At 43.9% G+C, this 19,020-nt stretch carries 13 protein-coding genes; 7 read left to right on the plus strand and 6 right to left on the minus strand.

Annotated features, from left to right (window positions below):
* Positions 1-3: 3 nt before the first annotated feature.
* Positions 4-1,512: a SusD/RagB family nutrient-binding outer membrane lipoprotein gene (locus ALKIM_RS0115455; RefSeq protein WP_026475428.1), complete on the plus strand. Its 1,509-nt coding sequence runs from the start codon at positions 4-6 to the stop codon at positions 1,510-1,512.
* Between the two features lie 115 nt (positions 1,513-1,627).
* A complete protein-coding gene (locus ALKIM_RS0115460; protein WP_026475429.1) occupies positions 1,628-2,968 on the plus strand; it encodes a PepSY-associated TM helix domain-containing protein in 1,341 nt (446 codons plus the stop codon).
* A gap of 78 nt (positions 2,969-3,046) precedes the next feature.
* On the opposite strand, the gene rocD is transcribed toward ALKIM_RS0115460, so the two are convergent.
* The 3 genes from rocD to ALKIM_RS0115475 form a co-directional block, all read right to left on the minus strand.
* Positions 3,047-4,270 carry an ornithine--oxo-acid transaminase gene (gene rocD / locus ALKIM_RS0115465; protein ID WP_026475430.1) on the minus strand — a complete coding sequence of 408 codons (1,224 nt, stop codon included), beginning with the start codon at positions 4,268-4,270 and terminating at the stop codon, positions 3,047-3,049.
* 383 nt (positions 4,271-4,653) lie between these two features.
* The gene (locus ALKIM_RS0115470) at positions 4,654-6,606 is read right to left on the minus strand and encodes a sialate O-acetylesterase (protein WP_044118009.1); all 1,953 of its coding nucleotides are present in this window, start codon (positions 6,604-6,606) and stop codon (positions 4,654-4,656) included.
* Between the two features lie 294 nt (positions 6,607-6,900).
* Positions 6,901-9,348: a TonB-dependent receptor gene (locus tag ALKIM_RS0115475; protein ID WP_026475432.1), complete on the minus strand. Its 2,448-nt coding sequence runs from the start codon at positions 9,346-9,348 to the stop codon at positions 6,901-6,903.
* A 337-nt stretch (positions 9,349-9,685) separates the two neighbouring features.
* On the opposite strand from ALKIM_RS0115475, the gene ileS reads away from it, so the two are divergent.
* From ileS to ALKIM_RS0115495, 3 genes are all read left to right on the plus strand, one after another.
* Positions 9,686-13,111 carry an isoleucine--tRNA ligase gene (gene ileS, locus ALKIM_RS0115485; RefSeq protein WP_026475434.1) on the plus strand — a complete coding sequence of 1,142 codons (3,426 nt, stop codon included), beginning with the start codon at positions 9,686-9,688 and terminating at the stop codon, positions 13,109-13,111.
* A 37-nt stretch (positions 13,112-13,148) separates the two neighbouring features.
* Entirely contained in the window at positions 13,149-13,526 is a 378-nt protein-coding gene (locus ALKIM_RS0115490) for a TraR/DksA family transcriptional regulator (RefSeq protein WP_026475435.1), read from the plus strand.
* A 103-nt stretch (positions 13,527-13,629) separates the two neighbouring features.
* The gene (locus ALKIM_RS0115495) at positions 13,630-14,235 is read left to right on the plus strand and encodes a lipoprotein signal peptidase (protein ID WP_026475436.1); all 606 of its coding nucleotides are present in this window, start codon (positions 13,630-13,632) and stop codon (positions 14,233-14,235) included.
* A gap of 111 nt (positions 14,236-14,346) precedes the next feature.
* Here ALKIM_RS0115495 and ALKIM_RS18875 read toward each other — a convergent pair whose 3' ends face one another.
* Positions 14,347-16,503: an HD family phosphohydrolase gene (locus ALKIM_RS18875; protein ID WP_044118010.1), complete on the minus strand. Its 2,157-nt coding sequence runs from the start codon at positions 16,501-16,503 to the stop codon at positions 14,347-14,349.
* A gap of 288 nt (positions 16,504-16,791) precedes the next feature.
* Between ALKIM_RS18875 and ALKIM_RS0115505 the strand changes: the two genes are divergently transcribed.
* Complete coding sequence (locus tag ALKIM_RS0115505) at positions 16,792-17,571, plus strand: C40 family peptidase (RefSeq protein ID WP_044118011.1); 780 nt, start codon at positions 16,792-16,794, stop codon at positions 17,569-17,571.
* Between the two features lie 5 nt (positions 17,572-17,576).
* Complete coding sequence (locus tag ALKIM_RS18880; RefSeq protein WP_044118012.1) at positions 17,577-18,041, plus strand: NUDIX domain-containing protein; 465 nt, start codon at positions 17,577-17,579, stop codon at positions 18,039-18,041.
* On the opposite strand, the gene ALKIM_RS0115515 is transcribed toward ALKIM_RS18880, so the two are convergent.
* Positions 18,006-18,638 (minus strand): WbqC family protein, encoded by a 633-nt coding sequence (locus ALKIM_RS0115515; protein WP_026475438.1) that lies wholly within the window; start codon positions 18,636-18,638, stop codon positions 18,006-18,008. The genes ALKIM_RS18880 and ALKIM_RS0115515 overlap by 36 nt on opposite strands.
* Positions 18,619-18,900 carry a LapA family protein gene (locus tag ALKIM_RS18885; RefSeq protein WP_052345604.1) on the minus strand — a complete coding sequence of 94 codons (282 nt, stop codon included), beginning with the start codon at positions 18,898-18,900 and terminating at the stop codon, positions 18,619-18,621. Before ALKIM_RS18885 ends, ALKIM_RS0115515 begins: the two co-directional genes overlap by 20 nt.
* Between the last annotated feature and the right edge of the window lie 120 nt (positions 18,901-19,020).

Here is a 19,020-nt window from a genome sequence, read left to right on the forward strand (position 1 = left end):
AAGATGAAGAAACATATATTGCTCTTTGTGGGGATGCTCACAACGGTATTTATTGCCTGTGATGACTTTCTGGATGTGAACGACAATCCCAACTCCCCGGTTTCTGAAAACCTTGTGCTAGAAGCGAAGCTGCCTGCTGCACAGGTGTATACTGCTGTGCTTGAGACCGGACAGTTAAACCAGTTGGGTGCTTTCTGGGGCGGATATTGGGGTACTACCACCGAAGCTGTTACAAAGTTCAGGAAAGAGCGAACCTATAATGGCCCATCAATTATGGCCAGCAGAGATGGAATACCTGTTTGGGAAAATGGTTATCAGGTACTGCTATATTATCATCTGATACAGGAACAAGCCGATGCCGAAGGTGCTTTGTTCTATTCCGGCATTGCAAAAATAATGAAGGGCTGGCATTTCATGCGTCTGGTTGATGTGTATGGCGACGTACCATTTGATCAAGCATTGCAGGGAACCCGTTTTCCCGAGCCTGAGTACGAAGATGGCGAGGTGGTTTATCAAAAATCGATGACTTTGATATCAGCCGGTATTGAGGACATTAAAAATGCTCCTGCAGGCAGTGGCCCGGGCAATGTGGATGTGATGTTTAAAGGTGATCGCAACTTATGGATTAAGCTGGGAAATACCTTGAAACTGCGTGGTTTATTGCGTCAGAGTGAAGTGGGGCGTGATGCTTATATTGCTTCCGAGATAACCAAAATAGAGCAGGAGGGTAGTGGCTTTTTGGGCGTTGGAGAGAGTGTGACCGTTCAGCCCGGATATTTAAATACCACCGGTAAAACCAATCCCTTCTGGACAAACTACTACCGAACGAATCAAGGTGTGCTTACCGGAAACCATATTGATTTGGCACCAACGAGTTTCTCAATAACCAGATATGCTGAGTTGGATGATCCCCGCATTGAAACACTCTACACAACTTCTCAAGCCGATGGTATCTATAAAGGTGTAATGTTTGGCGACCCTTCGCCGGGTACAGAGTTTAATCGTGAGCACACTTCTGCTTTCAAAGGGCCAAATGAGAATGGCGGAAAACCTGCAGCACTTTTTAAAAGTGCCACACAGGGTTCAATAATTCTGGGTTCATTTGAAAGTCTCTTTTTGCAGGCCGAGGCTGCCCACCGCGGTTGGATAACTGGTGACGCAGAAATGTTATATCATCAGGCTATTCGCGAATCCATGAAATATATGGAAGTGACCGACGCAGCGAGGGTAAATAGCTATTTGCAGCACCCGAATGTGGTATTCAACAACACCTTGGAGCAGATAATCCTTCAGAAATGGTTGTCATTGAACTCCATCAGCAGTATTGAGGCGTGGAACGATTTTCGCCGGCTTGGCCTGCCTGCCATACCAAACTCACTCTCGGCGCCTTCGCCTAATGCGCGTCCCCAACGTCTTATGTATCCCGAAACTGAGGAGCAAAGCAATGGCTATCAGGTGAGTAAGCGTGGTGTTACTGATATTACATCTGCTAAAGTTTGGTGGATGAATTAATGTTGATGATACATATTGCATGGTAATTTTTCAGGATAGATGAGGTGTTTTGGTTACAATCCAAAATCCTTATCTATCTCATAGTATATGAGGCGATTATACAATTAATTAAGAAATGACAATTAATATCAGAGAATTTAGAAATATCGTTTGGCGACTGTTTCGTCAAACGTTTAAGAAGTTACACCTGTGGCTTGGCGTTGCCAGCGCATTGGTACTCACAGTGGTTTCGCTTTCAGGAACCATTTATGTGTTTAACTCCGAAGTGGTTGAGTTGCTGAATCGTGACAAATACGTATTGCAACCCTCAAACGGGACACAGCCATTGTCGCATGAGGTGTTGATTAGCCGTGTAGAAGAATCAGTCAGCGGTCAGGTAGCCTTTATCACTGTTCCTGATGATTACAGCAGGTCGTGGTCGCTCATGGTTCGTCAGGAGGGGCAGCGACGTGGTACTTTCTACCTTGTGAATCAATATTCTGGTGAACTTACGCCTCAGTCTGAGTTGCGCGGTCAGGCATTTTTTAGCTGGATGCTGCGTTTGCACCGTTGGTTGTTACTCGATAGTTCAGTGGGAAGACCCATTGTGGGATGGGCCACCATCATCATGTTGTTTCTGATTTTATCCGGACTTGTAATCTGGCTGCCACGAAATGTAAAGTATTGGTATAAGGGATTTAAGTTGAAATTTTCGGGAAGTGCAAAAAGACTGAACTATGATCTGCACCGCGGTTTCGGTTTTTATGCTGCCATTTTTATTCTGATAATGGCGCTTACAGGTCCTTTTTGGTCGTTTGAATGGTACCGCAAGGGTTTTTATGATGTGTTGGGCGTGGAGATGCCGCAGCGCGGACCAAGACCGCAGCAACAAGCTCCTGCCGTCCAGGCAGAACCTTCGTCTCAGAACGCCTCAACCGAGCAGTTGGGCAACCGCCACGATGAGCGTTCTGGTCAACAGCAAGTCGCTTCAGTTGGCGATGATTCAGGAAGTCACAACCGCCGGTCGCGCCGTCAGTCTCAGGCTGAAGCGGCAGACTCACTGACCGAAGTGGCTGTTGTACCTACTTCCCGTATGTCATTGGCAACCTATTTGACAGCTGCCCAAAGGGCATTACCTTACAAAGGTGTGTCACGTGTTACGGTTCCTGCCATCGATGCGGAGCAGATTTCCGTATCGCGAAGCCGAAAAGGCTTTTTTGCCTATTCCGGAACCGACAGGGTAGAGATGAACCTCAGCAATGCCGAAGTTACTGTGCTCGATAAGTTCACCGATAAGCCAGTAAAAGAGCAAATTGCCGGGTCTGTGAAAGCCATTCACACAGGCGAGATATTCGGATTGTTTACAAAAATCCTCTACTTTTTTGCCGCTCTGATTGCTTCCATATTGCCAATTACCGGCGTTATTCTCTGGATAAACCGATTGAGAGGCAAAGCACGAGGTGTCATGCTTAACTGAAGATACGTTCGATTATATAGTATTATTTACAACTCATCCGGTGGCTTCGTGAGCTCACCGGATGCGTTGTTTCAGACGTTACCCCATCTTCTTAAATACATCCCTTATTTTTTCGATGGCATCATTCATCTGTTTTTCAGTGATGATGAGGGGAGGTGTAAAACGGATGATGTCGCCATGCGTTGGTTTGGCCAGGATGCCTTTTTCTTTCATGGCCAGACAAACATCCCACGCTGATTTATTCTCCTTGGGCTTTATTGTTACTGCGTTTAGCAAACCTCTGCCACGAACCTCTACTATCATCTCAGATTGAATGGCTTTCATCTCGTCCCTGAAAACTTGTCCCATCTTCTCGGCGTTTTCGGCAAGTTTTTCGTTTTTGATTATTTCAAGTGCTTCAATGGCCAATGCAGCTGCAATCGGGTTTCCACCATAGGTCGAGCCATGTTCACCGGGTTTGATGGTGAGCATCACTGCATCATCGGCCAGCACGCATGAGACCGGATACATGCCGCCCGACAAGGCTTTTCCAAGAACGAGAATGTCGGGTTTGACGTTTTCATGGTCAACGGCCAGCATTTTGCCGGTACGAGCCAATCCGGTTTGTATCTCATCGGCAATAAAAAGCACGTTGTATTGGTTACAGAGCTCACGAGCTGCCGACAAGTAGCCATCGGTAGGTACAAAAACACCTGCTTCGGCTTGTATCGGCTCTGCCAAAAATGCGGCTACATTGCCATCGGCAAGCGCTTCTTCAAGTGCCACCACGTCATTGTAAGGAATGTTGACAAATCCGGGCGTGTAAGGCCCATAATCGTGATAGGCATCCGGGTCAGACGACATGGAAACGATGCTGATGGTACGGCCATGAAAATTGCCGTTACACACTACTATTTTGGCTTGTTCACGCGCTATGCCCTTAACTTTATATGCCCATTTTCGCGCCAGCTTAAGGGCTGTTTCAACCCCTTCGGCACCGGTATTCATTGGCAGCATTTTGTCATATCCAAAAGTTTGGTGCATATACTCTTCCCACTCTCCAAGTTTCTCGTTGTAATACGCTCTTGATGTGAGTGCCAGACGCGATGACTGTTCTGCAAGTTTTTTTACCAACCTGGGATGGCAATGACCTTGATTCACGGCCGAGTAGGCTGCCAAAAAATCGTAGTATTTGTTTTTGTCCACGTCCCATACAAATACGCCTTCTCCTTTTTGGAGAACTACCGGAATGGGATGATAGTTGTGTGCACCATATCGGTCTTCGCGATCGATATACTTTTGGGATTTGCTGCTGATTGACATATTTTAGGGATTTATGGTTATATCCCTAATATACAAATTTTCAAACCATTTGACTGATGAGAAATATCATCAATGCGAAGATTAGATGGCAGATGTAAAGATTGAATGATAATATTTCGAGAATTTTTAGAGCTTTTATAGAGACTAAACCGATAAAATCAAGTCCCTAACATACATAAAGTTTTAGCTTATAATCTAAAAAACTACAAGTGCCGCACCTCCAAGTCTAATGCCGTTTCTACAGAGAGGATGCCGTGTTGTCAAACTCTCAAAATCGTATCAGCAAAGTATTCTGAGGTGCGACACCTGTATAGTTATCATTGAATTTCTCTTTCAAATGGTGAAATAGCCAATCTCTTTCATTGGTTAACACATGTCAGAAACTATTCTACTTCAGTGCTAAAAGGTGATGCCGGCAATCCTTCCAGATTAAAAAGATTGGCGCCAATTGGATTGTTGGCCCATGCATATCTCACCGCCACCGGGTTTGTAATGTCATTGTGCCATACAACCACTTTGTTACCATCAATTCTGGCATTTGCCAGACGGTAGATTCCACTTTCATCGGCAATGGCGAAATGGTTCAGTGTTTCACCACCTTTGGCTGTAAGCCCACTTCCTGTGTTTTCGAAGCTAATTATAATATGTTTGCCGTCTGTTTCGTGTGATTTGTATAGCGGACCGGAGTGAACATGATCATTTTCGTTGTATGCTGTATGCATGGCAGCCAATGCGAGGCGTTTACCCACATCTTTTTTGTTTAATGGATGGATATCGTTCCATTCACCTATGTCGATGGTCACTACCATGGCTGTGCCATCTACCGAAAGCGCTCTGCGTTGCACATCACGCAAATGTGGCCAGCCGCTCTCTTCGGGCTCAGTGCTTCCTTTCATAAAATTGGCCAGCTGCACATAAATAAAGGGAAGCTCCGGGTTGTTCCACCCTTGGCGCCAGTTTTCGATAAGTGCTGGGAAAAGGCTAGCATACTCAGATGCACGGCCGGTGTTTGACTCGCCCTGGTACCATAAAACGCCTTTTATCTGATAGTTGAAAAGTGGATTCAACATGGCATTGTATAAACCACCGGGCTTCCATCTTACAAACGTTTGTCCCGGATGGGGTGGCATAACTGCACCCACTTTATATCGCCAGTTGCCTGATAAATCCAGCGTGTCGTTTCCTGAAACCAATGCGTAATCCTTGTCGGGCACGAAACCTCCTGTGCCGCTCTGACTCAATACCCTAATGGTGATGATGTTTTTTCCTTTTTTCAATAAATTGCCAGGTACGTTGTATCTGCGGGGTGGATATTGGTAGCCGGTTGTGCCTACAAAGCTTCCGTTTATAAATACCGAATCGGCATCCACAATACAACCCAGAAGCAGCTGTGCCGGATTGCCTGAGAATGCATCAGGAATCACAATTTCGTGTCTGAACCAGATGGAGCCATTGAGATGTTCCAATTCTGTATTCTGCCACATCTGCGGTACAGACATGCTTTGCCATTTTTTGACTTTGGTTTTCGGATTGCTCCAATGTCCTTTTCTGTCGTGCACGCCAATGTCTTTTCGGTTGAGTTCTGCATGCCAATTGCGGTTGTTATCATTGTCAATCTGCGTGATGCTGTCAATGAGCGACTGGCTTTTAAACCGTTGCATCTCATCATAATGAACAGGAAACTGCCTGAGAGCGGATTCGCTTATCCATGCTTCGGCAGGTGAGCCGCCAAGTGCATTTACAATTAACCCCTGAGGCACACCGTATCGTTGATACAACTCATGGGCATAGAACCAGGCCACTGCCGAGAAATCCATTATTGTGCCGGGATTGGCAGCTACCCATCTTCCGGAGTTGAAATCTGACTGGCTTTCGTTAAAATTGTAGGTTTGTGGCACCAGGAACTGTCGTATTTCGGGAAAGTCGCTGTTTTTGATTTCATCGGGGTATATCCAGCTTACTCGTCGCATGGGTAGTTCCATGTTTGATTGACCGGAAAATACCCATACATCTCCAATCAAAATGTTGTTGATTTCTACCTCATTGCTGGCAACGATGCGCATTTTATAAGGGCCACCGGCTTGTGTGGGTGGCAATGTAAAAGCCCACTGTCCTGAATCATCTGCATTGATTTGACGCAGGCTACCCATGAAATCAAGCTGCACGGTTTCGTAAGGTGCTGCCCAGCCCCATATCTTTATGGCCACATCTCTTTGCAGTACCATGCCATCACTTATTAGTTTTGGCAACCTGACCTGTGCTGTTATGTTGGCAGAGCATATAAAAAGAAATGAGCAGATTAATGCTCCAATGAAATAAGTAAACTTCCGTTTCATTCGTAGTTGTTTCTGTTAGGCCGGATGAAACCCGCATGATGAATCTTCATCCGTGTTTGTGTGTAACGAATCATGCTCGAAACTATGTTGTGGCTGATTCTCAAAGTAAATTATTTTGAGATAGAAAACCAAGTGTTTCATCAGACCGATATAATCATCTTTCTCAACTACTCTATCCAAAACATACCAGTCTTCTTGTCTGTAACATGTTTTAAAAACTAATTTTAAACGGTTACTTAGCCTTTATCATAATCTCCATAGAAAACCGACAGTTACTATATCAACCATGCAAAACTAAAATCTTGCGGTGAGTTTCAGGTTTATCCTTCTTGATGTAAGGTAGTTAGGCACTGCGTATTGTCGGTTGCTTACATCTGTCACCCAATAGTGCGAGATTGTGTTGTCAATGTTGGGCAGGTTAAATATTTCAAGTCCCAACCAGAGGTTTTTGAGGTTCAGGACATCTCTTTTTCCGGCTTTTGTCTGCAACAAATCTACCGAAAAGCCAATGTCGACGCGTCGATAGGGTGGAAGGCGGTTAACTGCTGTGTAACGGGGCGAACGGGGAGGGCCAAAGGGCAGCCCGGAGCCATAGAAGAAGCTCAGATGGGCTTTGAAATTTGGATTGTTGGGCAGATGATCCTGTATAAACATCGAAAAATTTATACGCTGATCCGATGGTCGCGGGATATATCCCGGTTCCCCAGGCCTTTCCGGATTGTTCCATTGGTCATTGTGCAGGTTCTCTTCGGTTTTCATAAATGACAATGTGGCCCAGGACTCTTCACCCGGCACCAATTCTCCGTTTATTTTGAAATCGATGCCTGCTGCGTAACCTTTTGCTTCATTTTCGCCACTATACACTATTCTCACATTGTCTACCTGATATGGGATTAATCTCTCCATGGCTTTGTAATAGAGCTCAGTGGTGAATTTAAATGGCCTGTTTATTGTCCTGAAATAATAGTCGTAACCTGATACTACGTGAACCGATTTCTGAGCCTTTACCTGTTGATTAATGGTGCCATCGGGCCGCCTCATCTCCTTAAAAAATGGTGGCTGATAATAGTAGCCACCTGACAAACGGATGCGATAATTTTTGTCATTGGCTGGCAAAAAACTAAGTAATATTCGGGGACTGATATTTGTCTCTTCATTGGCCGAAAACCATGTGGCTCTAATGCCTGCATCCACCGTCAAATAGCCTTCACCAATCGAGTAGGAAGAGTGGTTCTTTACAAACGCTGAAAGCCTGTGATTGGTAAGATTATGGGCGGCATTTTTTACGTAAGCCAGCGCTATCTTGTCCCCTTGGTGGGGTATTGAGTAGCCTGCCGAATCAATCATCTCCCATTCGTTTATTCTGTCTTTGAATGCCTCATGACGGTACTGAGCACCCCATTTGGTAATGCTTCGGGCCGAATTATAGGTTCCTTCCAAATTAACTGAATTAACGATCCCCAGCAGATCGTTGCGGGCATGTTGTAAATACTCGCCCACTCCAATATTGGTGCCGGTGGCATCCTTGTCCATGGGGTCATCAAGCTCCTGTAACCAATAAGCGCCTGCAATGTCATAAGTCTCCTCCTCAAATGTTCGGAAACCGGTGAATGTCAACTTGTATTGTTGCTTATCAGACAGTTTAAAATTGGTTGAGAAGGCGCCGTATCCGGTTTGAAAGCGATCTTCTTCGCGGCCGGCAAAAAATATTTTCAGTTGCTTTACTTCATACAGTGTCCCAAACGTAGTTTCGCGCGTTTGGGGAATAAATTCGTAGGTGTTGAGTGAATAGTAGCCCAAAAATTCAAAGGACCAACGTGGGTTCAGTGAATAGGTCAGATAGGCTTGTGCATCGGTGAAATTTGGATTGTAATCGCCCTTTTCGTCGAGGGTGCCCAACAGGTAGCGGTTGGTTTTGTATCGTGCACCTGTTATCCAGGTCAGTCTTTGGTTTAAGGCGCTTCCTTCCAGATGTGCGGTGCCACCAAGCATCCCGGCTGAGAAACTGCCACCGGTTTCACTGGGCTTTTTATAGGTAATGTCAAGCACCGAACTCATTTTGTCGCCGTATGAAGCACTAAACCCTCCTGCCGAAAACTCCACAGACTCCACCAAATCGGGATTCACAAAGCTAAGACCTTCCTGCTGACCCGAATGCATTAAAAAAGGGCGATAAACCTCCTGACCATTTACATATACCAGGTTTTCATCAAAGTTGCCACCCCGCACCCGGTATTGACTGCTCAATTCATTGTTGGAAGCTACGCCCATTTGCGAACGCACCAACCCTTCGATGCCGGGGCCTGCAACAGATGGAAGTGCCCGGATGTGAATGGGATTGATAATCTGGTTGTGGTGGCTGCTTATTCTGTTGGCTGTGATTTGCACTTGTTGCAATGTTCTGCTGTCAGGTTCCAGTGTAATAAGCAATCTGTCTGAAACAGATGTGGATATTGAAAGTGTTTTGGTCTGAAACCCTATTGCGGTAATCTCCAATTCAACAGGAAGAGGGGCTTGTGCCTTCAACAGAAAGTTCCCATTTACATCTGACACAGTTCCGGTCTCAATGCGCTTTATTTTAACGTGAGCTCCAATCACAGGCTCTCCTTCACTGTCAGATACATGACCAGACAACTCAAACGTTGTAACATTTTGTGCACGGATGTTGCCAAAAGGTGTCACAATATTGAAGGTCAATACGATGAATGCAAGTTTGAGGATGAGCTGCTTTGGCGAATTCATTGATGGTGCACGAAACGATTTACATACGGATTAAATGTCTCAAAAATAAACGAAAAAAAGGCATTTTTGGTATAATCCACCACTCTATTTTCCGAATGAAACCCCTTAAAACCCTATTGTGAGTTCTTTTTTGTTTTAATTTATCATTAATTAGTTGTACAAAACCAACGTATCATCACCAATTCTGATGGCCTTTAATCCGCTGTTTTTCTCTTGAATAGGCTGATTTTCCAAATATTTCACACCATTCACATATTCATCTTTTCCCTTGCTTTTAAAACTGCCATAATCTATATTTGTACGTTTTTTTAAAGGAGTATAAAACGGCAAATTCAAAATGGGTAATAGATTTTCTGAATATAAAGGACTGGATCTCTCATCAATTAATAAAGAAGTATTAAAGAAGTGGGAGGATGACAATACTTTTGAACAGAGTTTGAAAGAACGTGAAGGGCAGCCCTCGTTTATTTTTTATGAGGGGCCGCCATCGGCAAATGGCATGCCCGGCATTCACCACGTGATGTCAAGAACCATTAAAGATGTGGTTTGTCGTTATAAAACCCAGCAAGGACATCAGGTACACCGCAAAGCCGGGTGGGACACACACGGACTCCCCGTTGAACTGGGTGTTGAAAAAGCATTGGGCATAACCAAAGAAGACATTGGTAAGTCTATTTCTGTGGCCGACTATAACAAAGCCTGCCGCGTGGATGTGATGAAATATACCGATATGTGGGAAGATTTAACTCACAAAATGGGTTATTGGGTCGATATGGAAAACCCATACATCACTTTCGACAACAGATACATCGAAACGCTTTGGTGGATGCTGAAAGAGCTTTATAAAAAAGGCCTTCTTTACAAAGGATACACCATTCAGCCCTATTCTCCAGCCGCAGGCACCGGCTTAAGTACGCACGAACTGAATCAACCCGGATGCTACCGCGACGTGAAAGATACCACCTGCACAGCGCAGTTTAAAGTGGTTAAAAATGGCGATTCTGATTTTGTTTTCGATGGCGTGGATACGGACCTGTTTTTTCTGGCTTGGACAACCACTCCCTGGACGTTGCCTTCTAACACAGCCCTTGCTGTAGGACCCAACATCACTTATGTGCGGGTGCGCACGTTTAATCCATACACCTCCGAGCCAGTAACCGTTATTCTGGCGAAAGATCTTCTCAGCTCATTTTTTAGCGAAAAAAATGCTGAACTTAAACTTTCCGACTATGTTCCTGGTGATAAAAAAATACCATTTGAAGTAACTGCCGAATACACCGGTGAGCAGCTAAAGGGGATTCGGTATGAGCAACTCGTGCCATGGATTAAGCCCGATGGCGATGCTTTTCGCGTTATAACCGGTGATTTTGTTACGACCGAAGATGGTACTGGCATCGTTCACATTGCACCAACTTTTGGTGCCGATGACGACCGTGTTGCCAAAGTGGCCGGTATTGCACCACTTATTCTTATCGACAGAGATGGAAAGCGACAGCCAATGGTTGATCGCACCGGAAAGTTTTTCCTCATTAAGGATTTGGATGCCGATTTTGTACGTAACAATGTGAATATTGATTTGTACGGCGAATTTGCCGGTCGATATGTCAAGAATGCTTACGACGATAAGCTCGGCGATGAAGATGCCACACTCGATGTGGACTTGTCTGTGATGCTTAAGAAAGAGAATAAGGCTTTCCGTGTAGAGAAACACGTGCACAACTACCCTCATTGCTGGCGTACAGATAAACCGGTGTTATACTATCCGCTTGACAGCTGGTTCATCAAAACCACAGCTGTGAGAGACCGGATGATTGAACTCAACAACACCATCAACTGGAAGCCGGAAAGTACCGGCACCGGCAGATTTGGAAAGTGGCTCGAGAATTTGGTGGATTGGAACCTGAGTCGCTCCCGCTATTGGGGTACACCGCTTCCAATTTGGCGCACAGAAGATGGTTCATCCGAGATTTGTATTGGTTCCGTTGAGGAGCTTATGGCTGAAATCAATAAAGCCATAAAGGCTGGTGTGATGACCAAAAATCCTTTTGAAGGGTTTGAGGCCGGCGATTTTTCAGATAAAAACTACGACAAGATAGATTTGCATCGTCCTTATGTGGATGACATCGTATTGGTATCGGATAAGGGACAGCCAATGTACCGCGAATCTGACCTGATTGATGTGTGGTTTGATTCAGGTGCCATGCCCTATGCGCAAATGCACTTTCCTTTCGAGAACAAGGATGCCATGCCTTTTCCAGCCGATTTTATTGCTGAAGGTGTGGATCAAACCCGTGGATGGTTTTTTACTTTGCATGCCTTGTCAACCATGTTGTTTGACTCTGTGGCGTTTAAAAACATCATCTCAAACGGCCTGGTGCTCGATAAAAACGGCAACAAAATGTCCAAAAGGCTCGGAAATGCCGTTGATCCATTCAAAGTAATTGATGAATACGGGTCTGATCCTTTGCGTTGGTATATGATGACCAATTCGCAGCCATGGGATAACCTGAAATTTGACATCTCCGGCATCGATGAGGTTAAGCGTAAGTTTTTTGGAACGCTTTACAATACCTATTCATTCTTTGCATTATATGCCAATGTGGATGGTTTTAAGGGTGGTGAAGCTCAGGTGCCGGTGGCAGAGCGCCCTGAAATCGACCGCTGGGTTATCTCTTTGTTGAATACGTTGATAAAAGAGGTAGTAACAGCGTATGAGAATTATGAGCCTACACGTGCCGGAAGAGCCATACAGGATTTTGTAACCGAGAACCTGAGTAACTGGTATGTTCGTCTCAACCGCAAGCGTTTCTGGGGTGGTGAGTTTGATAAAGACAAACTCGCTGCATACCAAACTCTCTATAGCTGTCTGGAAACGGTGGCCGTGCTTGGTGCTCCCATCGCACCTTTTTATATGGACAGGCTGTACACCGATTTGAATACAGTTTCCAAAACAAGTAATACATCGGTTCACCTGGCACTTATGCCCGTTTGGAATGAGTCACTCATAAACAAGGATTTGGAAGAGCGCATGAGTTATGCGCAGCAGATTTCTTCTATGGTTTTGGCTTTGCGCCGTAAGGTGAGCATTAAGGTGCGTCAGCCACTGCAAAAAATTATGGTGCCTGTACTAAATCCGGTTTTCGAAACCCAGCTTGAGGCTGTGAAGGATTTGATTCTGGCCGAGGTAAACGTGAAAGAGCTTGAATACTTAAAAGATAGTGGTGGTGTTCTGGTGAAGAAGATTAAACCAAACTTCAAGTCACTGGGTCCAAAGCATAGCAAGCTGATGAAGGATATTGCAGCAGTTATTAACAACATGACTGGTGATGATATATCCAGATTTGAACAGGATGGAAAATATGACATCATTGCTCAGGGTCAGGCCATCACCCTTGAATTGGAAGACGTTGAAATATTGAGCGAGGACATACCGGGATGGCTTGTAGCCAATGAAGGTCGTATTACCGTTGCCCTCGACATAACAGTGACAGAGGTGCTTAAAGAGGAGGGTATTGCCCGTGAGTTGATAAATCGCATTCAGAATCTCAGAAAGGAAAGTGGTTTGGATGTTACCGATAAGATAAAGCTAACCATTGCTCGACATGAGGCCATTAACAAGGCCGTTGAAAAACATAAGTCTTATATCGGTTCACAAACCTTGGCCGCAGAGGTTATTCTAACTGATAAATGTAACGATTCGTCGGCACTATCCGTAGAAATTGATACCGATGTAGAAACGACTATATCCATTGAAAAGTACTAACGATTCTAATAATCAGACCCAGGAAAAATCTATGATCATGAGCGAGAAAACAAGATATTCGGAAGAAGAACTTCAGGAGTTTAAGGAGATAATCCTTATGAAGCTTGACAAAGCCAGAAAAGATTATGAACTTCTGAAAAACACCATCACCCTTGAGGATGGTAACGACACACAGGATACTTCACCTACTTTTAAGGTGCTTGAAGAAGGTGCTGCGGTATTGTCAAAGGAGGAAGCAGGTAAACTGGCCCAGCGTCAACAGAAGTTTATACAGCATCTTCAAGCTGCATTGGTGCGCATTGAGAATAAAACCTACGGGGTTTGTCGTGAAACAGGCAAACTGATTCCTAAGGAAAGGCTGCGCGCTGTACCGCATGCCACACTTTCTATTGATGCAAAGCGTAACCAAAAATAGATTGTCCTTAATGGGTATTTATGAGGTTTAATTTATAGTTATATAAAGGGTGACATGGGTATCTTGTGGTACCATGATCACCCTTGTTTGTAAAATTTTGATGATGAATAAACTAAAGAAATCTTTAATAATTATCGGTGTGGTACTGCTGATTGATCAGGCACTCAAAATCTGGATTAAAACCAATATGATGCTTGGTCAGGAATATCGCATTTTCGATTGGTTTATCATTCATTTTGTTGAGAATAACGGAATGGCCTTTGGGATGGAATTGGCAGGACGATACGGCAAAATGTTTCTAAGCATTTTCAGAATACTGGCTGTGTTTGGCATTGGCTGGTATCTTTATCGTTTGGCCAAAAAGGATGCACCTATGGGGTTGATATTGAGCGTGAGTCTTGTACTGGCTGGCGCCATTGGCAACATCATCGACAGTGCCTTTTATGGTATGATATTCGATGCCAGTTACGGACGTGTGGCTACATTTCTGCCTCCCGATGGCGGTTATGCTCCCTTCTTGCACGGAAAGGTGGTTGATATGTTTTACTTTCCCATACTACGTGGCACCTATCCTGAGTGGATGCCTATGGTAGGTGGTAATCAGTTCATCTTTTTCAGGCCAGTTTTTAACATTGCCGATGCATCCATAACAATTGGGATTTTCGTCATTCTGATTTTTCAAAAGCGTTTTTTCCCTGAGCATCAATAAGAGAAATCATCGTATTGGCAGCACTCATATACAATCGCAACCATCGGTATAAACCTTTGGTTGCGATTTTTTCTTCTCTTTATTTGAATGAGTTTTATTGTGGAGAGTGCGTCAGTTTTTGGGGTTGATGCTTTTCTCTTTTTTACTTCGTTTTAGTTCCGGATATTCAATGCGCGCATGGTAGATGTTTTTCAACTTTGATTTGAATACCTCTTTTACTTCAGATATCTCCTTAAAAGTGATTGGTGCATTAATAAACTGGTTCTCCGAAATCTGATCGTTGATGATATTTTCAACCAAACGGTCAATCTCATCATCGGTATAATTTTTTAAACTTCGTGAAGCTGCTTCCACCGAATCGGCCATCATCAACACAGCGGTCTCTTTTGTAAACGGAGTGGGCCCCGGATAGGTGAACAGACTTACATCCGCTACTTCTTGCGGATTCTGGTTCATGTAGGAGTTGTAAAAATACTTGGTCTTCATTGTGCCCTGGTGGGTTACAATAAAATCAACAATTTGTCGGGGCAGCTTTTCTTTATGAGCCATTTTCACCCCATTTTCGATGTGATGAATCACAATTTGAGCACTCTCATCATACGGTAGTTTATCGTGTGGATTGAGTGTTCCGGCTTGGTTTTCGGTAAAGTACATAGGTGATCCAAGTTTACCGATATCGTGATACATGGCACCTGCACGCACCAGTAATGGGTTGCCTCCAATTTTGTAAACGGCTTCCTGAGCCAGATTTCCAACTTGAATCGAGTGTTGGAAGGTGCCCGGTGCCTTTTCAGCCAAACGTCTGAGCACAGGATGGTTTGTGTCCGCCAGCTCTACAAGTGTCACATCAGATAAAAATCCAAAAAGTTTCTCAAAGATGAATATCAATGGATAAATTAACATGAGCATCAACCCATTGATTATGAATTGATAGTAGCGTGTGTGGTCAATGGCGCTTAAGTCTCCTTCCTGCCATAAGGCCAGCCCTGTATAAAACAACGAATAAGTGAGCATCACAAACAATGCGGCACGGAAAAGCTGCGAACGGCGAACCATTCTGAAGAGGCTGAACATGGCAGTAAGTCCCACCGGAATTTGCATGATGACAAACTCGAAACTGTTATGGGCAAAAAAAGCGGCCATGAGGATGGTGGCTACATGCAGAAAAAATGCCAATCGCGAATCAAAAAACAATCTTACAATAATGGGCAATATGGCAAACGGAATGATGTATATAGGGAAGAAACTGCCAAGATGCGCAACCCGTGCCAGCAGAAGCATCGACGCTACCATGATGAGTGTAAACATCACCGAACGGAGGTTGTTGTAAACATCTTTCCTGAAAAAGTACATGAAAAAGAAGATGATAACAAAAAAGAGTGTTACAATTGTTCCCTGACCCAACAAAATGAAGTAATGGCTGGCTCTTTTGCCAAGACTGGTTTCATACTCTATTTTAAGCGAATCCAGAATTTTACCCGTTTCTTCTGAAATTATCTCTCCGGTATCGATGATACGCTGTCCGGCCAGAACGATGCCACTGGTAAGGCTGATGTTTCGGATTATGTTCTGTCGCTCTTGTTCTGAACGCTCTGACTCATAAATCACATTGGGATCGAGAAAGCGATTCAGCTTTAAATCATTGATAAAATTGTCAATTTGTCTTATGTCGGTATTTGATTGACCGTCAATGTATTTTAGGAGAGATGATACCAATTGGGTGTAGGCCGTCTGATAACTTAGAAAATCGCCATACTCAAACGGCTCGGCAAAGTTATCCTTTACCACCATTATAACAGACGTGGATGCGAGCGATTCATGTTCATCGGGCAGCGTAATGATGCCACGGTTGTATATGTTAGTGAGAATCAGTTCTGCTTCTTTGGCAACCTTCGTGTACAATGTTTGCTGTGAGCCATTTCTCGAGATTTGCAAAAAAGGATATTTGGCTATTAATAAGGGTTTCTCTTCTTTATATATCTGAGCAAATTTCTGCTTTGTGGCTTCCAAAACTTCTTGGTTTAGTGTGAAGTAGGGCCGAAAGTTGATGAGGGCGTTATCCCTGTCTGTTTTTAGCTCAGCTGGCGTTTTATAAATTGGAAAGTCGAAGGGAGCTATCAACGTTGTATGTCGCCATGGTTTTCCGCGTGTATATTCATAGCGAAATTTGCCCTGACGTGGGAAGATATATATTACAAGCGCAATGGCAAAAATAAAAAGCAGTGCCCGATTGATGGGGATTGAATATTTCTTAATTTTGTCAAACATGATAAATGTCAAGTTTTAGAATGAGTCTAAAGTAGGGTTTTCGCAGGTTTTACAGCAATTTTTAAAGCATAACAATTCACGTAATTTTTTTTATTGTTTATCTTTCCAATATAATTGTAACCCGCTATATCGGCTGTTATTCCAGTCACAGTCCGAAATATAACACTAATTCGTAATATTTGTTAGTTCAAAATGGGAAATGTTTGCCTAAACCGCTAACTGCATAAATTTGGATTTCTATTGTGTATATTGGTAAACATTCTTTAGGTTTAATCAAAATCGAATATAATGAGCATAATTGGTTCTATCAGTCCTTTCAGTGTCATCCCTATGCGCATCGAGCCCGATGAACGTGCAGCACTCGAAACACAGATTCTGTTTGGTGAGGTGTTTTATGTTCTGGAGCAAATCCCGGGTTGGTGCCGTGTAAAGAATGATTTCGATGGTTACGAAGGATGGGTGGATGAAAAAGTGGTGGTTTCAGCACGTGATAAGGAAATTGAACTGTGGCAATCACAACAGGGAATTGTTGTATCTACGCCATTCCTAAAGTTGATACGTGAGCCTGATAAGTCCACACAAATCATTTCTGCTGGCAGCCGAATTGTATTCAATGGTGAAGACCGGAACGCCTTTATAATCGGACAGCGTGAATATTATCTGCAAGGTGTACTACCTGAGCGCAAGCCCGATTTGGAGGAGGTTGCCAAAGGTTTTCTTAATGCCTCCTATTTATGGGGAGGGCGCAGCTTTTTTGGTATCGATTGCTCCGGCTTGTCACAAATTGTTTTTAAGATTATTGGTAAAGCATTGCCACGCAATGCTTCGCAGCAAATTGATTGCGGAAGTATGGTAAGTTTTGTGGAGGAGGCACGTGCCGGCGACCTGGCATTTTTCGATAACGAGAATGGCGACATCATTCATGTGGGTATTTGCCTTGGCCAGGGACGAATTCTGCATGCCAGTGGTGAGGTACGGATTGATCACCTTGATCATCAGGGAATCTTTAACCGTGAGAAACAGAAATACACCCATCATTTAAGGGTAATAAAGCGCATTTTAGATTAGTTTTAATGATGTATCGATACGAATATCCCCGGCCATCAGTTACTGCAGATGTGGTGCTATTGGCCGGTTCTGAAGGGAGCCAGAGCATTTTGCTCATACAGCGGGCGCATGAGCCACATAAGGATATGTGGGCCTTGCCGGGTGGTTTTGTGGATGAGAATGAGGATTTGCCTGATACCGCCGTGCGTGAGTTGTTTGAAGAGACTGGCATTGAGCGTGTTGGTCTGAAACAGATTGGCGCTTTTGGCAAGCCCGGACGCGACCCTCGCGGACATACCATCACCATTGCTTTCTTAGGGATAATTCCGGATAGAGTTTTAGCTGTTGCCGGTGACGACGCCAAACACGCTGAGTGGTTTCCGATTAATGAGTTGCCACCTTTGGCTTTCGACCATCATGAAATTATTGAAGTTGCCCTGGAATACCGGAAACAGCTACTGCTTCAGACTATCGCGCAAAACCAGGAGTGATTCCGGCCCTTTGTTAAATATCAAATCCAGTATACTCAGGTTGGGCACAAATCCACCAACGCCCAGAAATACTTGTCTGTATGGATGTGGTGTAAACAGTGGGTCTGTCAGAAAATCTATCTTGGGATGGATGGTGTTTCTGTAATCTTCAGCTTCAGAATAGATGTCTATATAACTTTCTGTAAACTTAACAGATGTATCCACACCCGTGCACTCCATTGCTACAGTCAGGGCGGCCATGTTCATATCTATCAAAAAATTCCATCTCTTTTTAAAAATGGGCTCGATGTCATCCTTGTAATATAGATAGTAAGGAGATGAATTGTAGGCCGACTCAATGGATTTCCAATGTACCTCGTTCCATGGCGTATCATAAGATACCCTTACATCACGGGTAATGGTTTTTTCGCCCGATTTTTTTACCACAGGAACCGATAATGGCAATGAACCGTTGGCACCGTAAATAACAAACCGGTTGCGATAACTCTGACGCGAATAGTTACAATTGTGCTCAATATCTGCTTCACCGGCATTGTATAGATGTGCAAAGTATTGAACTGGCGCAAACAGTGCTGTACTAAATATCTTTTTCCTCACGACCAATCTCCTCGGGTGTTTTGATTTTCTTGCCTTGCTCATTTTTCTCAGGCAGCAGTTTCTTGTAGGCATAAAGTGCTCCGGTTATGAAACCTGTGATAAAGGTGCCAATCAAAAGTATGGCCAGAGAAATGGGAACGCGCTTAATTAGCAATCTTACTTCTACTGCTTCAGAGTTCTGAACAGAGAATATAACCAGCAATACGGTGAGTGCGATAAATACCCAGAAAGAGAACTGAACTTTTTTCTTCAATACTGTCATGGCTTATTTGTTAATGTTATGTTTTCGGAAAAATTGTGATTGATATTTTCGATGCATGTTAATATCAATAATATTTGCCTAATAGTCAAATTAAGCTGCTGCCATTTTGAGACAATCTTC

The organism is Alkaliflexus imshenetskii DSM 15055 (genome assembly GCF_000517065.1).
In the GTDB taxonomy this organism is placed as follows: domain Bacteria; phylum Bacteroidota; class Bacteroidia; order Bacteroidales; family Marinilabiliaceae; genus Alkaliflexus; species Alkaliflexus imshenetskii.